The sequence below is a fragment of the Labilibaculum sp. genome (genome assembly GCF_963664555.1).
GTDB lineage: Bacteria > Bacteroidota > Bacteroidia > Bacteroidales > Marinifilaceae > Labilibaculum.
Map to the genome: position 1 here is coordinate 4,795,254 of NZ_OY761461.1, position 17,415 is coordinate 4,812,668.

The 17,415-nt window shown below is 35.2% G+C and carries 11 protein-coding genes and 2 tRNA genes; 9 read left to right on the plus strand and 4 right to left on the minus strand.

What is annotated here, in order from left to right; translation table 11 throughout:
• Positions 1–105 precede the first annotated feature (105 nt).
• From ACKU4N_RS19205 to upp, 6 genes are all read left to right on the plus strand, one after another.
• Complete coding sequence (locus tag ACKU4N_RS19205; RefSeq protein WP_321319187.1) at positions 106–1,047, plus strand: hydrogen peroxide-inducible genes activator; 942 nt, start codon at positions 106–108, stop codon at positions 1,045–1,047.
• A 235-nt stretch (positions 1,048–1,282) separates the two neighbouring features.
• Positions 1,283–1,354: transfer RNA gene (locus tag ACKU4N_RS19210), tRNA-Glu, on the plus strand.
• Positions 1,355–1,413: 59 nt separating this feature from the next.
• Positions 1,414–1,488: transfer RNA gene (locus tag ACKU4N_RS19215), tRNA-Glu, on the plus strand.
• A 29-nt stretch (positions 1,489–1,517) separates the two neighbouring features.
• Positions 1,518–1,769, plus strand: coding sequence for a 30S ribosomal protein S20 (rpsT, locus tag ACKU4N_RS19220; protein ID WP_101309993.1), 252 nt, complete (start codon positions 1,518–1,520; stop codon positions 1,767–1,769).
• 124 nt (positions 1,770–1,893) lie between these two features.
• A complete protein-coding gene (gene radC / locus ACKU4N_RS19225) occupies positions 1,894–2,589 on the plus strand; it encodes a RadC family protein (protein WP_321319189.1) in 696 nt (231 codons plus the stop codon).
• Positions 2,590–2,685: 96 nt separating this feature from the next.
• Complete coding sequence (upp, locus tag ACKU4N_RS19230; RefSeq protein ID WP_321319191.1) at positions 2,686–3,342, plus strand: uracil phosphoribosyltransferase; 657 nt, start codon at positions 2,686–2,688, stop codon at positions 3,340–3,342.
• Between the two features lie 49 nt (positions 3,343–3,391).
• Here the strand turns inward: upp and folK are convergent, their stop codons facing one another.
• Positions 3,392–3,880, minus strand: a complete 489-nt coding sequence (gene folK / locus ACKU4N_RS19235) for a 2-amino-4-hydroxy-6-hydroxymethyldihydropteridine diphosphokinase (protein WP_321319193.1) — start codon at positions 3,878–3,880, stop codon at positions 3,392–3,394.
• Between the two features lie 173 nt (positions 3,881–4,053).
• Between folK and sppA the strand changes: the two genes are divergently transcribed.
• Both sppA and lpxK read left to right on the plus strand, forming a co-directional pair.
• The gene (gene sppA, locus ACKU4N_RS19240) at positions 4,054–5,847 is read left to right on the plus strand and encodes a signal peptide peptidase SppA (protein ID WP_321319195.1); all 1,794 of its coding nucleotides are present in this window, start codon (positions 4,054–4,056) and stop codon (positions 5,845–5,847) included.
• 225 nt (positions 5,848–6,072) lie between these two features.
• Complete coding sequence (gene lpxK / locus ACKU4N_RS19245; protein ID WP_321319197.1) at positions 6,073–7,200, plus strand: tetraacyldisaccharide 4'-kinase; 1,128 nt, start codon at positions 6,073–6,075, stop codon at positions 7,198–7,200.
• A 216-nt stretch (positions 7,201–7,416) separates the two neighbouring features.
• On the opposite strand, the gene ACKU4N_RS19250 is transcribed toward lpxK, so the two are convergent.
• Entirely contained in the window at positions 7,417–13,722 is a 6,306-nt protein-coding gene (locus ACKU4N_RS19250) for a lamin tail domain-containing protein (protein WP_321319199.1), read from the minus strand.
• A gap of 94 nt (positions 13,723–13,816) precedes the next feature.
• Here ACKU4N_RS19250 and ACKU4N_RS19255 point away from each other — a divergent pair, with 94 nt between their 5' ends.
• Positions 13,817–14,806, plus strand: a complete 990-nt coding sequence (locus ACKU4N_RS19255) for an aspartate-semialdehyde dehydrogenase (protein WP_321319201.1) — start codon at positions 13,817–13,819, stop codon at positions 14,804–14,806.
• A 122-nt stretch (positions 14,807–14,928) separates the two neighbouring features.
• Here the strand turns inward: ACKU4N_RS19255 and hflX are convergent, their stop codons facing one another.
• Together hflX and ACKU4N_RS19265 are read right to left on the minus strand one after the other, a co-directional pair.
• Entirely contained in the window at positions 14,929–16,155 is a 1,227-nt protein-coding gene (gene hflX, locus ACKU4N_RS19260; protein WP_321319203.1) for a GTPase HflX, read from the minus strand.
• A 223-nt stretch (positions 16,156–16,378) separates the two neighbouring features.
• Positions 16,379–17,062, minus strand: a complete 684-nt coding sequence (locus tag ACKU4N_RS19265; RefSeq protein WP_321319205.1) for an energy transducer TonB — start codon at positions 17,060–17,062, stop codon at positions 16,379–16,381.
• Between the last annotated feature and the right edge of the window lie 353 nt (positions 17,063–17,415).

Genomic DNA, 17,415 nt, shown 5'->3' on the forward strand with positions numbered 1-17,415 from the left:
TACTATAACCAAATGTAACACACTTTTCATCATCTATCAAATCAATAATGCTTATATTCCGATAGATAATCTTTATATTTGAACTTAAATCCAAATTCAATAAACATGATTACAATTACCCAGTTGGAATATATCGTTGCAGTTGATACATATCGTCATTTTGCAACTGCTGCTGATAAGTGCTTTATTACACAGCCTACGCTTAGCATGCAAATTAAAAAACTGGAAGAATTTCTGGATATTAATATATTTGATCGCAGCAAACAGCCAATTATCCCAACGGATGTTGGTAAATCTATAATAGAACAAGCCCGGATAATCTTAGGAGACACAAAAAAAATCAATGACATCATCAATGATCATAAAAATTCGATTGTGGGAAGTCTTAAAATAGGTATCATACCAACCCTTGCTCCATTCCTCCTGCCCATGTTTATTGGGGACTATATTCGAAACTACCCTGCCATTAAAGTAGAAGTAGAAGAAATGGTATCTGAAGATATAATAAAGAGTTTAAAAAAGGACAAAATAGATGTTGGCATATTTGTGACTCCAGCCAAGGAAGATAAAATAAAGGAAAAGCCCCTATTTTACGAAGAGATGATGATTTATGCACACAAAGATCATGAGCTTCTTAAAAAATCAATTATTGAGGTAAAAGATATTGCAACACCGGAGATATGGATGCTTGGTGATGGACACTGTTTCCGAAATCAAGTTATCAATCTGTGTGAAATGCACGATTTGCAGCATCAGGAATTGCCTTTCGAGTTTGAGAGTAATTCTTTAGAAACTTTAATGAAGATTGTGGATAAGGAAGGTGGTTTTACTTTGATTCCCGAATTAGCCACTCAATATTTACCCAAAGACAAGTTAAATCAAGTTAAGAAATTCACGAATCTACATCCTCTGCGAGAAGTTAGTTTGGTCTATTCCCGTCATTACTCAAAGAATAAATTACTCGATCTTTTAGCTGGAAGTATTCAAAAGATCATCCCGAAAGACCTTTTAAATAGTACAAGAGGAACAATTGTTGAATGGCGTTGATTACTCTTTATTCTAGAAAAGAAGCAGTTATAAATTTCCGATAAAAAAAGTCTCATTTTTTTTCAAAAAAAGTATTGCCAATTCAAAGAATTATCTCTTTCTTTGCATCGCTAAAGAAAAAAATAGTGGTCGCAATTACTCCTTTTTAGTTCTTCAGCTTTTAAAAAGAAAAAATACAAAAATGTATTTGCAAAATTAAATTTTTGATTTACCTTTGCATCTCTTTAAAATAAATGGTCCGTTCGTCTAGGGGTTAGGACGCCAGGTTTTCATCCTGGTAACAGGGGTTCGATTCCCCTACGGACTACGAAAAGTTTGTAGCAAGTTATTTTTAACTTATCTTTGCTACGCATTATTAAAGATAATGGTCCGTTCGTCTAGGGGTTAGGACGCCAGGTTTTCATCCTGGTAACAGGGGTTCGATTCCCCTACGGACTACCAAGATAAATAAATTTAGATAACTTTAAGAGATGGCAAATCATCAATCTGCAATTAAAAGAATAAGACAGTCTGAAGCAAAACGCGTACACAACAAATTTTACGCTAAGACTACTAGAAATGCTGTAAGAAAGTTACGTGCTACTACTGATAAAGAAGCTGCTAACGAATTATTGCCAACGGTTACTGCAATGTTAGATAAACTTGCAAAAATCAACGTAATTCATAAAAACAAAGCGGCTAACTTAAAATCTAAATTAGCTTTACACGTTAACAAACTGTAAGTAAGAAATTACTACTCTATAATAGAGGGTTCTCAGTGAGAACCCTTTTTTGTCGTGCAATAAATTCTTATTTGATTATTTCGTATATTTTCATAACTTTAATTAAGTTGTAACATATACCGAAATGGACGAGTACAAAAAGTTAAGCATTAAAGACTGGGCTGTTGAAGATCGCCCCAGAGAAAAATTAATGTACAAAGGCGTTAAAAGTTTATCTTCTGCCGAGCTTCTGGCAATTATCATTGGAAGTGGTAATCGAAAGCAATCTGCAGTCGAATTATCAAAATCTATTCTCTCTGATTGCAACAATGACCTTAATCTGCTTGCAAAAAAAACCATTCATGATTTAGTAAAAATCCCAGGTATTGGGGAAGCGAAAGCTATTAGTATCATTTCAGCATTAGAATTAGGGCGCAGACAAAAAGCTTTTCCCTCCAAACAAAAACAAAAAATAACCTGCAGTCAGGATGCTTTTGAACTCATCTCTCCCTATGTTGAGGATTTAGGCCATGAGGAGTTTTGGGTCGTTTTTCTTAATCAAGCAAATAAAATTGTCGAAATTAAAAATGTTTCATCAGGAGGTATCACCGGAACCGTTTTTGATGTAAGATTAGTATTTAAAGATGCCCTTCTTTTAGGTGCAACCAACTTAATTCTTTGCCACAATCATCCGTCAGGCAACCTTCTACCTTCCCATGCAGACAAAGATGTAACCTCAAAAGCCAGTGAAGCAGGTAAACTAATGAGTATTGCGGTATTGGATCACTTAATAATTGCAGACAATCAATTCTTTAGCTTTGCAGATGAAGGTCTAATTTAGAATGAATTAGTCTTATCAATTTTTTAAGGATTTCCTTGTTTAATATTTTTGAAATATGGCTATATTTGCGCTCAGCTAAATTTTAAATAAATAATCATGGTGGTCAATACTTTAGGAGAAAAAAACTCTCTTTTTAATCAATTCATAGCTGAAATCAGAGATATAAATATTCAAAAAGATCCTCTTCGCTTTAGAAGAAATCTGGAAAGAGTAGGTGAAATTTTTGCTTACGAAATCAGTAAAAAATTGGATTTCACTGAAAGTTCAATACAAACTCCTCTTGGAGAATCACTTACAAACCTTCCTTCCTGCGAAGTTGTAGTAGCTTCTATTCTTAGAGCAGGTTTACCTTTACACACTGGTCTTTTAAATTACTTCGACAGATCGGAAAATGCCTTTATTTCTGCCTACAGAAAATATTCAGATGATGGAGAGTTCAAAATCAATTTTGAATACATCTCATCTCCATCGATAGATGGTAAAGTTGTTATTCTAGCTGATCCAATGCTGGCTACAGGTTCTTCGATGGAATTGGCTTACAAAGCAATGCTAACAAAAGGAACACCTAAACACGTTCACATTGTGGCAGTTATTGGTAGTGAAGATGGTGTTGAGTTTATAAAAAACAAACTACCTAATGAAAATATCACTATCTGGATGGGTGCTGTTGATAAGGGTTTAAATTCGAAATCATATATTGTTCCGGGATGTGGCGATGCAGGTGATCTTGCATTTGGAGCCAAACTGGGGTAAATAAAATATTTTTTCAGAAGAGGGTTGTTTTTAGAAACAACCCTTTTTTTTAGTGCTTGAATTTTTTCACTTCCATTTCATCAGGACATTCAACAAGCAATTCCCTTATGCTTTTCATTTCAACCGGATGAATTAATTCGGGTGCAACATCAACCATTGGAACCAGAGCAAATAATCGTTCCTGAAGCCTGGGATGCGGAACAACCAAACGGTCAGTAGAAATAATCTGATCCTCGTAAAAAAGAATGTCAATATCGATTGTTCTTTCACTGTACTGATCTTTCTTACGAACCCGTCCCAAATCTTTCTCAATTTGCTGAGTTGCATCCAATACTTTTTCTGCCAAAAGCCTGGTGTCAAACACTACAACCTGATTCAAAAAATTCAAATCGTGATCAAAACCCCATGGTTCTGTTTCGTAAATAGAAGAACAATTCACCAACTCCCCTATTTCCGATTTCATCTTCAAAATTGCTTCAGAAAGGATTCTTTCTCTATCATCTAGATTGCCACCCAATAAAAAATATACTCTTGCCATGTGTAATTCTCTTTTTATCGGTAAAAGAAACAAAGAAAACCCCGATATCAAAATGTACATCGAAAATAAAGCATTGCAGCAAGCCCATCTCAACTAAATTAAATATATTTGTTTGTATTTAATTTTACCATAATTATTAGTTATTGATTGATTATCCACAAAACATATATAATATGAAAAGTTTTTTCAAATTTACTTTCGCCTCAATTCTTGGAGTTATTCTTGGAGGTTTTATATTACTATTCCTCGGAATAATGATCATTACTGCAATTGCATCAAGTAGTGATAAACCTGTCGACATCAAAGACAAAAGTATTCTCGAAATAAAATTAAATAAACAATTAGTAGATCGAGGTTCAGATAATCCGATGTCTAACTTCAATTTATTCACCCTAAGTGCTGATGCCAACATTGGACTAAGTACCGTTCTTGAGAATATTGAAAAAGCAAAAACAGATGAGAAAATAAAAGGAATTTACCTTAATGTAACTGATATACCTGCCAATTTTGGAGGCATGGCATCTATCGAAGAAATTAGAGAGAAACTGAAAGAATTTAAAACAACAGGAAAGTTTATAGTTAGCTACAGTAATTTTGGTCATTCCCAAAAAGCATATTATCTAACTTCTATTGCTGATAGTGTATTCCTAAACCCTGAAGCTGGTTTATTTCTGCTAGGTATGGGTGGTGAAAGAACCTTTTACAGAAAATTTCTCGAAAAAATTGGTGTTGAAGCTCAAGTAATTAGAGTTGGGAAATACAAATCGGCAACCGAACAATATTTCCGTGATGATATGAGTGATGAAAGCCGTGAACAAACCATGGCTTACGTTGGAGCTATGTGGAATCAACTCCTGGAAGGAATATCACAAGAGAGAAATATTACCGTTGAAAAACTAAATCAACTAATTGATGAAGTAGCCATTCGGAAAGCGGCCGATGCGGAAAAATATGGCCTTATCGACGGGGTTATTTATGAAGATGAGATGGAGGCTAAACTGAGAAAACTATCCGATATTAAAGAAGGTAAAAAACTAAGATTAGTTAGTACTTCAGATTATGCAAACGCACCAGATGCAAATTATAAATTTTCAAAAAATAAAATCGCTGTTATTTATGCCAGTGGTGCAATAGGCTTAGAACAAAACGAAAGTTCAATCGGACCCGGATTGGCTAAAACCATTCGGGAGGCTCGTCTTGATTCTACAATTAAAGCAATTGTATTAAGAGTTAACTCTCCGGGAGGATATGCAAATGTATCAGATTTTATATGGAGAGAAGTTAAATTAGCTTCGGATGCAAAACCTGTAATTGCCTCAATGGGAAATGTTGCTGCTTCTGGCGGATATTACATTGCATGTCCTGCAGACACAATCGTTGCTGATAAAAATACAATTACCGGTTCGATTGGAATTTATGGTTTGTTCTTTTCGGGAGAAGAGTTAATAAGAGAGAAATTTGGCTTGACAACTGATTCGTACGGAACCAATGAACATGCTGCTTTTGGTGGTAGCTATCCGCTGATGCTTCCTATTTCATCCAGAAAATTTACTCCGACAGAGAAAGAAATTGTTCAGAATATCATTAATAACGGTTACGATACATTCTTAAGTAGAGTTGCCGCAGGACGACACATGACTGTTGAACAGGTTCATGAAGTTGCTCAAGGCAGAGTTTGGAATGCAATGGATGCACAGAAAAATGGTTTGGTTGATGTTTTGGGAGGATTGGAAACAGCTATTCAAATAGCCAAAGAAAAAGCTGGAGTTAAAGATTACCGAATTGTTTCTCTTCCAAAATTAAAAGATCCTTTTGAAGCAATTATAGAAGAATTAACCGGTAAAGCAAAAATCAAAATTCTTAAAAACGAATTGGGAAGCTTTTACAACACCTATGAAAAAACTCAAGACCTAATTCAGTTTGGAGGAATTCAAGCTCGTATCCCCTATGAAATCGATCTACACTAAGAAATATTTACTTTAAATAATTAAGATCCTCATGAATAACATGAGGATCTTTTTTTATCAGGAATTGATACATTTCAGTAAAAACAGAGCATTAAATTGCTAATTCAATCGTTGATTTCCACATCTATTATAGATTTGGCAGAAATGATTTTCATTGGCTGGAGTAAGAAAATTATTATCATTTGAATTATTTCTGTAATTTTAGGCAATATAATCTACTATCCAATGAAGAAACTATCTCCCCTCCTGAAAAGTCTGCTTTTCCCTTTTAGTTTACTATATGGGCTGATTGTCTCTGTGCGTAATCTACTTTTCGATTTTAACATATTGCCCAGCACTGAATTTAAAATTCCAATCATATCTGTTGGCAATATTACTGTAGGTGGAACCGGAAAAACCCCTCATATCGAATACCTAATCACCTTACTAAAAGATGACTATAAAATAGCCACATTAAGTCGCGGTTACAAACGAAAATCAAAAGGATATATACTTGCTAATGAGGTGTCTACATCATATCAAATTGGTGATGAACCTATGCAGATCAAAAGAAAATTCCCTGATATTTTAGTCGCAGTTGATAAGAAAAGAGTGAATGGCGTAAAGAATCTGCTTCAATCGGAACATGGCAACGATTTGGCTGCAGTACTGCTTGATGATGCCTTTCAACACCGATCTATAAAAGCCGGTTTGTCGGTTCTATTGATAGACTACAACCGGCCAATTACCCAGGATTATATTATGCCATATGGACGGTTGCGCGAAAGTGCAAGCGAAAAAGACCGGGCCAACATTATCATTGTAAGTAAATCGCCGGATAATATGACTCCTATCGATAGAAGAATAATTGTTAAAGAACTTGATCTTCTTCCCTTTCAGTCCTTATATTTTACACGTCTTGATTACGGAAATTTAGAACCTGTTTTTAAAAATGATGCTATCAATATTATTAATGAAGAATGGGGCAAAGAAAATTTCTCTATTCTTTTGGTAACAGGCATTGCCAACCCGAAACCTTTAAGAGAATACCTTGAAAATTTCACCGATAAAGTAGAAGAAATCCAATTTCCGGATCATTATTCATTTGAAATGAAAGATATTGAAACGATCCGTTCCAAATTTGAAAATCTAAAGGGTGAAAATAAAATAATTGTTACTACGGAAAAAGACGCGACTCGATTTTACGATATGAATATCAATCATGAATCGATAAAAAAGCATCTGTTCTATATTCCTTTACGGATAAAATTTTTGAATGACGACAAGTCAAAATTTGATGTTCAGATTATGAACTATGTGCAAAAAAATAAACGCTCAAGCAATCTTCACAACATCAAAACCGACTCAATATAAAATAAGAGAGGAATCAAATTGATTCCTCTTTACTCTACCATTAAATTAACCACTACATTAATTAACAGCTATCACTAAAAGCAGTTTGAGATACATTTAATTTCTAAACCATTCAAACATCCTATGCATCATTAAGTTACGAAAACAAACATAAATAATCAACAGTTAACTTCTTTTTTTTGTGAAAACTCTATTATCGCTCAAGCAAATGCTGTTTTAATTGAATTTTCCACCCAAAACACAGGTCTCTTTAAAAATCTTACTCACTCCATCCGGACTAAACAATTCGATATACACCAGATAAATTCCTACAGGTGCCCTCTCATTTTGTGAATTCAGTCCATCCCAAAACAAAGAATCCTTATTGGCCAGATTCAAATTTCCAGCTAATCTTCTAATTTCAATCCCCATTGAATTATAAATTCTTACCGAAGCGAGGTAACCATCCATTTCCAGATTAAAAGTAATCAGCAGACGATCATCAAAACCATCATTGTCCGGAGTAAATATTTTAGGAGACAGACTTATTTCAGAATTTGAACTGATGAAATCATTGTAAACTGAATTTTGAATTCCCGGAGTACCAAATCCAATATTTTGAGCCGCCGATTGCCAATTCGATTTACTATTCGTTTCACCTTTTGGATTTATCCGTTCCAATGATACGCCTTCAACCGAGGCCAATAATTCGAAATGCATGTCCTCATTGTATGCAAAATCATCAATAAGTTCATTATTTGAAATAAGTACAACTCTTCCTGCATCATCTGAAAAAGTTGGAAGTGATTTGACCTGACAAAAAACATCAGGATTGGATGAATAATAATTTTGTTGAATATTTAACGTATCCTTAGTCACTAATAAGTATTCATTTGGATGTAAAAATTTATCCGAAATAAAGCCCTCATCACATAACTCAAAATTATCCGTCCGGGTGGCTAATTTTAAGCCTGACAAATCAAGAACCTTCTCGGATATATTTACAATCTCCACATAATCCGATCCATCAGGATAAGGATTGAACAAAACTTCATTTATCACCAGATCACCTTCTGTAACAATTCCCGGTACCCAAAACTCAAATTCTTTGGCTATTATGGAATTGCCAGCTAAATCTTTAATTCTATCAGATAAAATGAATTGACATTTACTATTTTCAACAAAACCTTCTTTAAAAATCAATTGAATTTCTTTACCAATCAAATCAGTCTGAAATACTTCTTTGGGATGAATCAAATCGGGCAAAAGTTGAAAGTTGGATAAGTCAAACAGACCAGAACTTTCAATTGGCTCACTAAAAACAAGCCTTAAACAATTAGCTGAAATACATCTGCAGGATTCAATACTTGGAGCAATCAGATCCTGATTTACTGAATAAATTGAATTCACTTTACCCGGAGTCCCGCCCAATTCATTTTCTGAAGCCTTCCAGTTATTTGCCTGCCAAGACGTATTTGCCGGATCAATTCGTTCCAAAGACCAACCTCCGTCGGATTTTTCATCAGACTTGTACCATGAATCCAAGTAGGAAACCTGATCAATAACAATTTTCTCTGCGGATTGTATTTCAATTGTTCCTCCCGAATTGGTTAATCGGGGAAAACTACTTACCCCAAGCACATCTCCAAACGAAGTAAATTCTTCTGCTGCAGAATTTGCACACAAAACCAAATAAGCTTTGGCAGGGATTGTATCCAAAGCTAAAACGGTTTCTTTCTCGCCTGATTTTAAAATCCAATTCTCAACGGATATAGGATATTCACTGGTGTTGTACAGTTCAATGAACTCATATTCCGGCAATCCAACAGAAAGTGTTTCATCTGCCATAATTTCATTAATGACCACATCATTGGAATGAACCTCATGCCAAATAAAATTCAAAACGGTATCCAGAACATTAGCGCACTCATCCTGCAAACCGGAAATACTTAATTGCTGCTCTTGCCCATCTTCAAAAGAATTGACAAACTCAAGGTTAACAATCATTGAAGTTTCCTCTGCAACCGTTGACACAGGATTATTTGCCAACGAATAATTCTGCAAACTAAGTAAAAATATTGTGTCTATTTCTTCACTTAACTCTATAGACAGGTGATTTTTAGACAATACTCTTAAATGAGAAACTGCTGGAGCCAAATTGTCAATATGATCTCCCTGAATGGAATTTTCTTTTCCCGGTGTTCCTCCCGTTTCACTCCTGGATGCTGACCAATTGCCAATGGTACTGCAAACATTCAAAGGATCAATTCGTTCCAAAGACCAGCCTCCGTCCGATTTTTCATCAGACTTGTACCATGAATCCAAGTAGGAAACCTGATCAATAACGATTTTCTCTGCGGATTGTATTTCAATTGTTCCTCCCGAATTGGTTAATCGGGGAAAACTACTTACCCCAAGCACATCTCCAAACGAAGTAAATTCTTCTGCTGCAGAATTTGCACACAAAACCAGATAAGCTTTGGCAGGGATTGTATCCAAAGCTAAAACGGTCTCTTTCTCTCCTGCTTTTAAAATCCAATTCTCAACGGATATAGGATATTCACTGGTGTTGTACAGTTCAATGAACTCATATTCCGGCAGCCCAGCCGATGGAGTTTCATCTGCCATAATTTCATTTATCACAATATCATTGCTTTTTGCTGGAGCAAAATATCCAAAATTAATTGACTCCTTTTCCTGAACCGCTCCCTTAGAATCATAAATATTAGACAGTTCCAATAAATAATTCCCGGTTTTTAATTCATCATCCAAAACAAGAAGCAAGTAATTATCTGCAACTCCAGATAAAACTTTCATTCCCCAAGACTCACCATCCACTCTTGTCAGTTTAAAATTTTCAATTTCAGAAGATTTTGAAAAATCAAGCTTCTCCGAATATTCCAAAAGCAATGAATCCGAGGCTGCAATCTCGTAAGACTTAATAAATGGCGGTGTATTAATGGATTTTATTTCTAAATCATCAAACCAAAGATTTCCTGCTCTGGAGGCTGTTTCATAAGTGAAATTTAAGCCCGAAAACCATTCCTTTGCATCTGACACAATTTCAGAATGAATTTCTCCCACAACGATCCAATTCTCTTTTTTTCCCAATCGGTTGTATTCCATTCTCAATAAACCATTTGGGTAATAAGTGATCTGAATTGCAACGGCTTCATTTTCATTCCAACTGAAGTCTGATTCCAATAAAACCTTTGTATTCTGATTATTATCCAAACTCCACAAGCTTAAAACATCACTCGAACCAGTTTGATTTACACCAACAGAATATTTAGTTGTTGCTGCACTCGGATCAGAATCATCCATGAGTAAGTGAAAAACAAATTTATTTCCAGACGTTGGATCCCAATCACCATTCTGAACAATAAAACGCCAATTAATTGCGCTTGCATTTGGATCAAACCCTTTTAAAGATGTAGAAATATAACTTGAGCCTAATTCTTCTGACAGATTGTGTTTTAAAGAATAATTTCCATTAATTGGTCGGTAAGAAGAAGCACTCCAATCCTTGGTATTTATCCAATCTTCAAGACTCTTTGATTCAAAATCTTCAAGAATACCTAATTCATCTTGTCCTAAAAGTATTTTAATGGAATCAGCCCCGAAGTTTGATTCAAGAGCCAAACCAAAATTTTCTGTTCCGTTGTATTGAAGGGAGTCAAAATCCACAAATCCATTTTTCAATTGCAAATTGCTATCTGAAACAGTTAATTCTCCATTCCCATTACTCAAACTGATACGAACAGCTCCAATTGCATCTTCATCGACATTACTAAAATAGTCACATGCTGCAATTTTCAAAGAAAATTTCTCATCAGAATTATTAATCCCGAAAGGGTATGAAGAAAAAGAAAGTTGACTAGCCTCAACATTAATAAAATGGATTTCAGACACAATGTCATCCGGTAAGGTCTCCTGTATCTTCGAGCCACTCTCCAAACACTTCCATTCATGTACTTTTGGTATTTCTACCTGAAAACTTGCATTATCCGGAAGCTGTCCCTTGCGAAAAAAAATCGCCAAAGACAGGTTCTTCTCCGAATTGTTTGACAATTCCAATACACCTTTCGATGAATTAAACTCTATCCGATCGTCACGAATATTTGATGCTGCAGCAATAATCTCTCCATTTGATAATAAAACCGCCCCTGAAATGTGTTTTAACCAGGAAAAAGAATGGCCAGGAGATCTGTTGTAAAACTTCAAATTTGAAATTATTGTTGGTAACTGGTCGTGTGTTGCAGAATCTGATATTTTAAAATTAAGTACAGGTATCGCTTCATTTTGAGTGATTGCCAAAGAACTTAGTGCTATTGCGGAAATAGGACTAGACGAGCCAATTAAGGAAGTTTTATCTACACCAGATATATTATCACTTACGATTGTAGGAAAGTTGTCACATTCTGCCTGAAGAGTGAAATTTTCAGCTTTACTATATTTTAAATTTTCCCATCGAAATTCGCTATTAATACTGTTCATTTTCAGACTTTCCGATGTAAGCTCACCATTTCCGGAAGCCAGAGAAAGTTCTATTTCAAACTCATGGGTTTTGTCAATATTTCCCAAACGATCAACAAGCTGAATTAGAACAGTAAACTCCTCCTGATAATTTACCGATTGTGGAATACTTTTAAATAACATTTCACTTGCCTTTACATCAAAAATAAACTCAGGGCCTAACAAGCTGCCGGTAAATTCCTCTTGCAATCCACTTCCAAGCTCAGAAATAATCCAGTCCGTATGTAAAGAATCAATTCTCATTTGAAATAATTCTTCATCAATAGTTTTTCCTTCTTTTAAAAAGCAAAAAACAGAAAACTCAACAGTTTCTTCGCTTAAAACTTCTTTCTTTAGTTCAGACTCTAAAAAATGAATATCCAGCTGTTTATCATCTATAATGCATTCAACATTCAGTACCTCCCCATCCACTTTTACAACGAACTTTTCAATTGATTTCTTCCAATTCACCTGATTTTTCTCTGATCCAATCAATCTTACCTGCTCGAGAATAGTTGAAGAATTGTCATTCCCCGAATCCGTCACCGAAAATCGAAAAACTTCAAACGCATCCGCTTCACTAGTCTGAAGGGAAGAGATAATAGAATCTGAAGAATACGAATTATTCACATTTGCCAATGATTCATAAGTATTCTCAACTCTTATACTTTCAGAAATTGCCTTGAGCAGCACATCATTACTTACGGCCAATTTTATGAAATCAGGATAAGGATATTTTAATGATTCAAAACTCACCTCACCTTTTACAAGTGAATTTTGAAATCCATTTAGTGATTCCAAATTTCCGGTTCCCGCTTCCAAGGATAATAGAACCAAATGATTTGCATCAAGATCCCTATTATTAAAATCATCTACAGCATTTACCAAAATGGAAAAATCTCTATTGCGAATAAGGGTGTCAGGACACTCAGAGAAGATCATTCGTGTGGCCTCGACCTCAATACTGTGAATTGCAGAGGAAAGCTCTTCATTGGCTGTATTAAAGCCAGAGCCGGATTCGAAAGTTTCGAAACTTTTCGCTGAATCTTTGCAATTCAATTGAAATGTTTCACCATCATTAAGTGGATTACCTGAATTTAAAAAACAACGCAATTCAAATTCCATTTTTTCTGCATCAGGAATATCAATTTGATTTTCTGCGAAATAAATGACAACAGAATCCACTTCAATAAGAACACTTTGAGGAATTATCTCTTCTTTATTTGAAAACAGGCAAATACCACCAAGGCAATCTTTCCAATTCATACCATTATATGGATGCGCATTGTAAAAGATCATTCGTGAAACTTTTGTTGAAAGGCCATCCGCAGCTTCTGTAGTTTCGTCAATTACGAATCGAAAACAGGTCAATGCCTTTTCTTTTTCATTACAATTTGTACTAAGAAGAATCGATTCAACAGGATTGTCAGAAGCTTTAATTTGAGTCAGGTTATCGGTCTCGGGAACAACAGGATTTCCACTTACTACCAGATCATCAAAATAAACCAAATCACCCGAATTAGGATTATTCATCCGCACAACGATTTCCAAACTTAACCCGGTTAAACCAGCTTGAGTTGCATTTACACTACCCCAATTACCGCTGTTCTCACCATTCAATTCAAGCAGAATTTCCTCTGAACCATCTAAAATATAATATGCTTTGGCATACTTACTTGAATTTGTTGAACTTCCCGTCTCAGCCAATAACACCGAAATAGAAATGTCTGTGAAATTTGAAATATCAATCGCCTTATTTTTCCAAATGGCTTCACCATCAATATCCCTAGCTTCTAATCTGCCTCCTCCCGTTCCTACAACCTTTACGTAATCCTCATCATCGGTTAAAGTACAGTTGGAAGCATCCAAAGTCCAGTCCGAACTACCAATCAAATCAGATTGACTCCCCCAATAACCTTTGCCAATGTCACTGGCAAAATCAATTTTCAAAATATCATCGGCATACAAACAATTACTGTTCAGCAGAAACAGCAATAAAAACAATTTAATAGTAAGAGTTTTTTTCATGGAAAAATCCTTTTAAATTTGGTTTGGTTTTTGAGTCAAAAGCTAATTTAACTATAATCCACTTTATAATCAACAATTTAAACCAAATTATGTTATGAGAATTGCAGTTGTCGGCGCCACAGGCTTGGTTGGTCAGAAAATACTGGAGGTTCTGGAAGAAAGAAATTTTCAGATTAGTGAATTGTATCCTGTAGCCAGTGAAAGATCTATAGGAAAGGAAGTTGTATTTAATGGAAAAAAATACAAAGTTATCAGTATGACAGATGCAATTGAATTAAAACCACAAATTGCAATCTTTTCAGCTGGAGGAGATACCTCTTTAAAATGGGCTCCTGAATTCGCAAAAGCAGGCACTACTGTTGTCGATAACTCATCGGCTTGGCGAATGGATAAAGACAAAAAATTGGTTGTTCCGGAAATAAATGCTGTCGATTTAACCCCTGATGACAAAATTATTGCTAATCCGAATTGCTCAACCATACAATTAGTTGTTGCTCTGGCTCCTTTGCACAAGCGATACAAAATGGAACGTTTGGTGATCTCAACCTATCAATCAATTACAGGTACAGGAGTAAAAGCAGTTGTACAACTGGAAAATGAGAGGAATGGTAACGAAGGAGAAATGGCCTACCCATACGAAATTGATAAAAATTGTCTTCCTCATTGCGATGTATTCACCGAAAATGGATACACCAAAGAAGAGATGAAATTGGCCAATGAAACCAAGAAGATTTTGAAAGATGACAGCATTAGGGTGACTGCTACAGCAGTTCGAGTACCAGTAGTTGGAGGCCATTCAGAATCTGTAAATATCGAATTTGCAAATGATTTTGATCTTGACGAAGTAAGAAAAATTCTTTCGGAAGCAGAAGGCGTAATTGTTCAGGACAATTTAGATACAAATGAGTATCCAATGCCAAAATATGCTCATGGAAAAGATGAAGTATTTGTAGGTAGAATTCGTAGAGATTTCTCCAATCCGAATACTTTAAACCTTTGGATTGTTTCGGACAACCTTCGCAAAGGTGCCGCTACAAACGCAGTTCAAATTGCAGAATATCTCACAAAAAATAATCTTGTATAAGACTATAAATAAGGCCAATGAAAACAATTTCATTGGCCTTTATTGTATTTGCGAACAGCACACATTTAAATTACATAAAAACAATTCGCATGTTACCGATGCAATTAATTTTCCCTTACGAATTAATCCATTAAATTAGAATAATCCTGATATAAAAAGTTATTATACGGGAATCGTGCTGAATGTATTTCCTTTACGGCATTGTAAACCACCTCACGAAACTCCTCTACATTTTGCTTATGCATTGCAGAAATAAACAAGCAAGGGGTATCTCCTTTAGCAATCCACATCTGTTTTAATTCCTCTAAGCTATAATTCTCTCTAGTCTTTGGTAAAAGATCGTCTTCATCCTTTTTCACGTAACTAAAAGCGTCAATTTTATTGAAAACTAAGAATGTTGGCTTTTCACGCTTATCAATTTCAAGCATAGTTTCATTCACCACCTTAATTTGATCCTCAAAATTAGGGTGAGAAATATCAACCACATGTAAAATTATATCTGCCTCACGTACCTCATCCAATGTTGATTTAAATGATTCAACCAGATTATGAGGCAATTTTCGAATGAAACCTACAGTATCGGCTAATAGAAATGGTACATTTTGAATAACCACTTTGCGAACAGTGGTATCTAATGTTGCAAAAAGCTTATTCTCAGCAAACACTTCAGATTTGCTAATCATGTTCATCAAAGTTGATTTACCTACATTGGTATATCCAACCAGAGCAACACGAACCATTTTTCCACGGTTTTTACGCTGGGTTGCTTTTTGTTTATCAATCTTAACCAAATCTTCTTTAAGCTTGGATATTTTATCAAGAATTATTCTTCTGTCGGTCTCAATCTGGCTTTCTCCCGGACCACGCATCCCAATGCCACCACGCTGACGCTCAAGGTGAGTCCACATTCTTGTTAATCGAGGAAGAAGGTATTGATATTGAGCCAACTCAACCTGGGTTTTTGCGTTAGCCGTTTGAGCACGGCTGGCAAATATGTCCAAAATTAAATTAGTTCGGTCTAAAATCTTACACTGCAACGCCCGCTCAATATTTCTAAGCTGTGATGGTGAAAGCTCATCATCGAAAATCACCAATTTAATATCATTATTCCTTTCCAGATAATCAAAAATCTCCTCAAGCTTTCCTGTCCCAACAAACGTTTTTGGATGAGGATAGTCCATCTTCTGAGTGAAACGCTTAACCGTTTCTGCTCCAGCAGTTAAAGCAAGAAAATCCAGTTCGTCAAGATACTCCTGAACTAAGCTTTCAGTCATATTTCTTGATTTATCAATAACACCAATCAAAATTGCTTTTTCTACTTCTCTATCTAATATTAGGTTCTCTTCCATTTAATCTATTTGCAAAAAAACAAAGGCTTAATTGCCTTTATTTAATAATATTTCCTTTTAGAGATAGATGTAAGAAGACTACCTCAAAACAAATACCAATAACAAAGTACGTAAATTATGGGGCAAAAATAAACAATATTCGAGAAAGCAACAGTGCTTAAGTCATAAAAAAAGGCTCTGAAAAATCAGAGCCTTTAGTATCTAAAAAAATTATAGATTTGTTTTATTGTAATTGGAAGTTAATAGGTACAGTATAAGATACTTTCACAGCTTTTCCTCGCTGCTTACCAGGCTTCCATTTAGGCATTTCACCAATTACGCGTACAGCTTCCTTATCCAAAGATGGATCTACTCCACGTACTACACGAATTTGCTCGACCGCTCCAACTTTGTTCACAACAAAAGTTACAAAAACACGACCAGTAATACCATTTTCCTGTGCTATCACAGGATATTTAACCGATTTTGCAATCCATTTCTGTAATTCTAAAGCTCCTCCTGGAAATTCAGGCATATCTTCTACAATTACAAAAACCTGAGCTTCATCTTCTTCTTCTTCTTCCGCAACAACCTGAATTTCAACTTCAGTATCCATATCAGCGTCAGAATCTTCAATCTCTAGTTCATCCTCAATCTCCTCCTCATTGTCAACAATGTTCAAAACATCGGCAACTTTGGGAGCTGGTGGTGGTGGTGGTGGTGGCTTAACAGGTTCTTGTCTGGTAACAGGAATCATTTCTTCCTCTGCCTCCATTTCTTGTTGATCTTGCAGGCCAGTAGCTTCGCTAGAATCTACACTCCATTCAAATGCAAGAAGTACAAAGGCAAGAGTAAGAGCCAGACCAATCTCAAGAAAAAGACCTCTCTTATTTTCAAGATCTGCTTTTGGTGACTTCTTAACTTCCATAATCTTCTTTTAATTTTCTTTTAATTTCAGCGCTTAAAACTAAGTAATTCAATTTTATAATCAAAATCCTTTTCGATTAGAAAATTAATTCGAGGCATAAAGATATAAAAATTAAAAGCAAACTGATTTTCCTAAGCAATTAATTTGATTCTCAGCTCGTAAAGGATTGAAAATTCACATTTCAGATAGGAAGTTTGCAGTTATTTAAAATAGGATAAAACCTCTGTGTATAAATGAACTATAAACTTAGTCGATTTTTTCTTTATAGACAATCTAAATTATAAATTACACAAAGAAGAGTGAAGAATCTATTGAGTTCGTACTCATCCTACCTAATACACACACTATACATT

Coding starts and splice junctions, on each gene's coding strand:
- rpsT (WP_101309993.1), top strand. CDS start 1,518: ATGGCAAATCATCAATCTGCAATTAAAAGAATAAGACAGTCTGAAGCA.
- hflX (WP_321319203.1), bottom strand. CDS start 16,155: ATGGAAGAGAACCTAATATTAGATAGAGAAGTAGAAAAAGCAATTTTG.
- ACKU4N_RS19205 (WP_321319187.1), top strand. CDS start 106: ATGATTACAATTACCCAGTTGGAATATATCGTTGCAGTTGATACATAT.
- radC (WP_321319189.1), top strand. CDS start 1,894: ATGGACGAGTACAAAAAGTTAAGCATTAAAGACTGGGCTGTTGAAGAT.
- lpxK (WP_321319197.1), top strand. CDS start 6,073: ATGAAGAAACTATCTCCCCTCCTGAAAAGTCTGCTTTTCCCTTTTAGT.
- upp (WP_321319191.1), top strand. CDS start 2,686: ATGGTGGTCAATACTTTAGGAGAAAAAAACTCTCTTTTTAATCAATTC.
- ACKU4N_RS19250 (WP_321319199.1), bottom strand. CDS start 13,722: ATGAAAAAAACTCTTACTATTAAATTGTTTTTATTGCTGTTTCTGCTG.
- ACKU4N_RS19255 (WP_321319201.1), top strand. CDS start 13,817: ATGAGAATTGCAGTTGTCGGCGCCACAGGCTTGGTTGGTCAGAAAATA.
- folK (WP_321319193.1), bottom strand. CDS start 3,880: ATGGCAAGAGTATATTTTTTATTGGGTGGCAATCTAGATGATAGAGAA.
- ACKU4N_RS19265 (WP_321319205.1), bottom strand. CDS start 17,062: ATGGAAGTTAAGAAGTCACCAAAAGCAGATCTTGAAAATAAGAGAGGT.
- sppA (WP_321319195.1), top strand. CDS start 4,054: ATGAAAAGTTTTTTCAAATTTACTTTCGCCTCAATTCTTGGAGTTATT.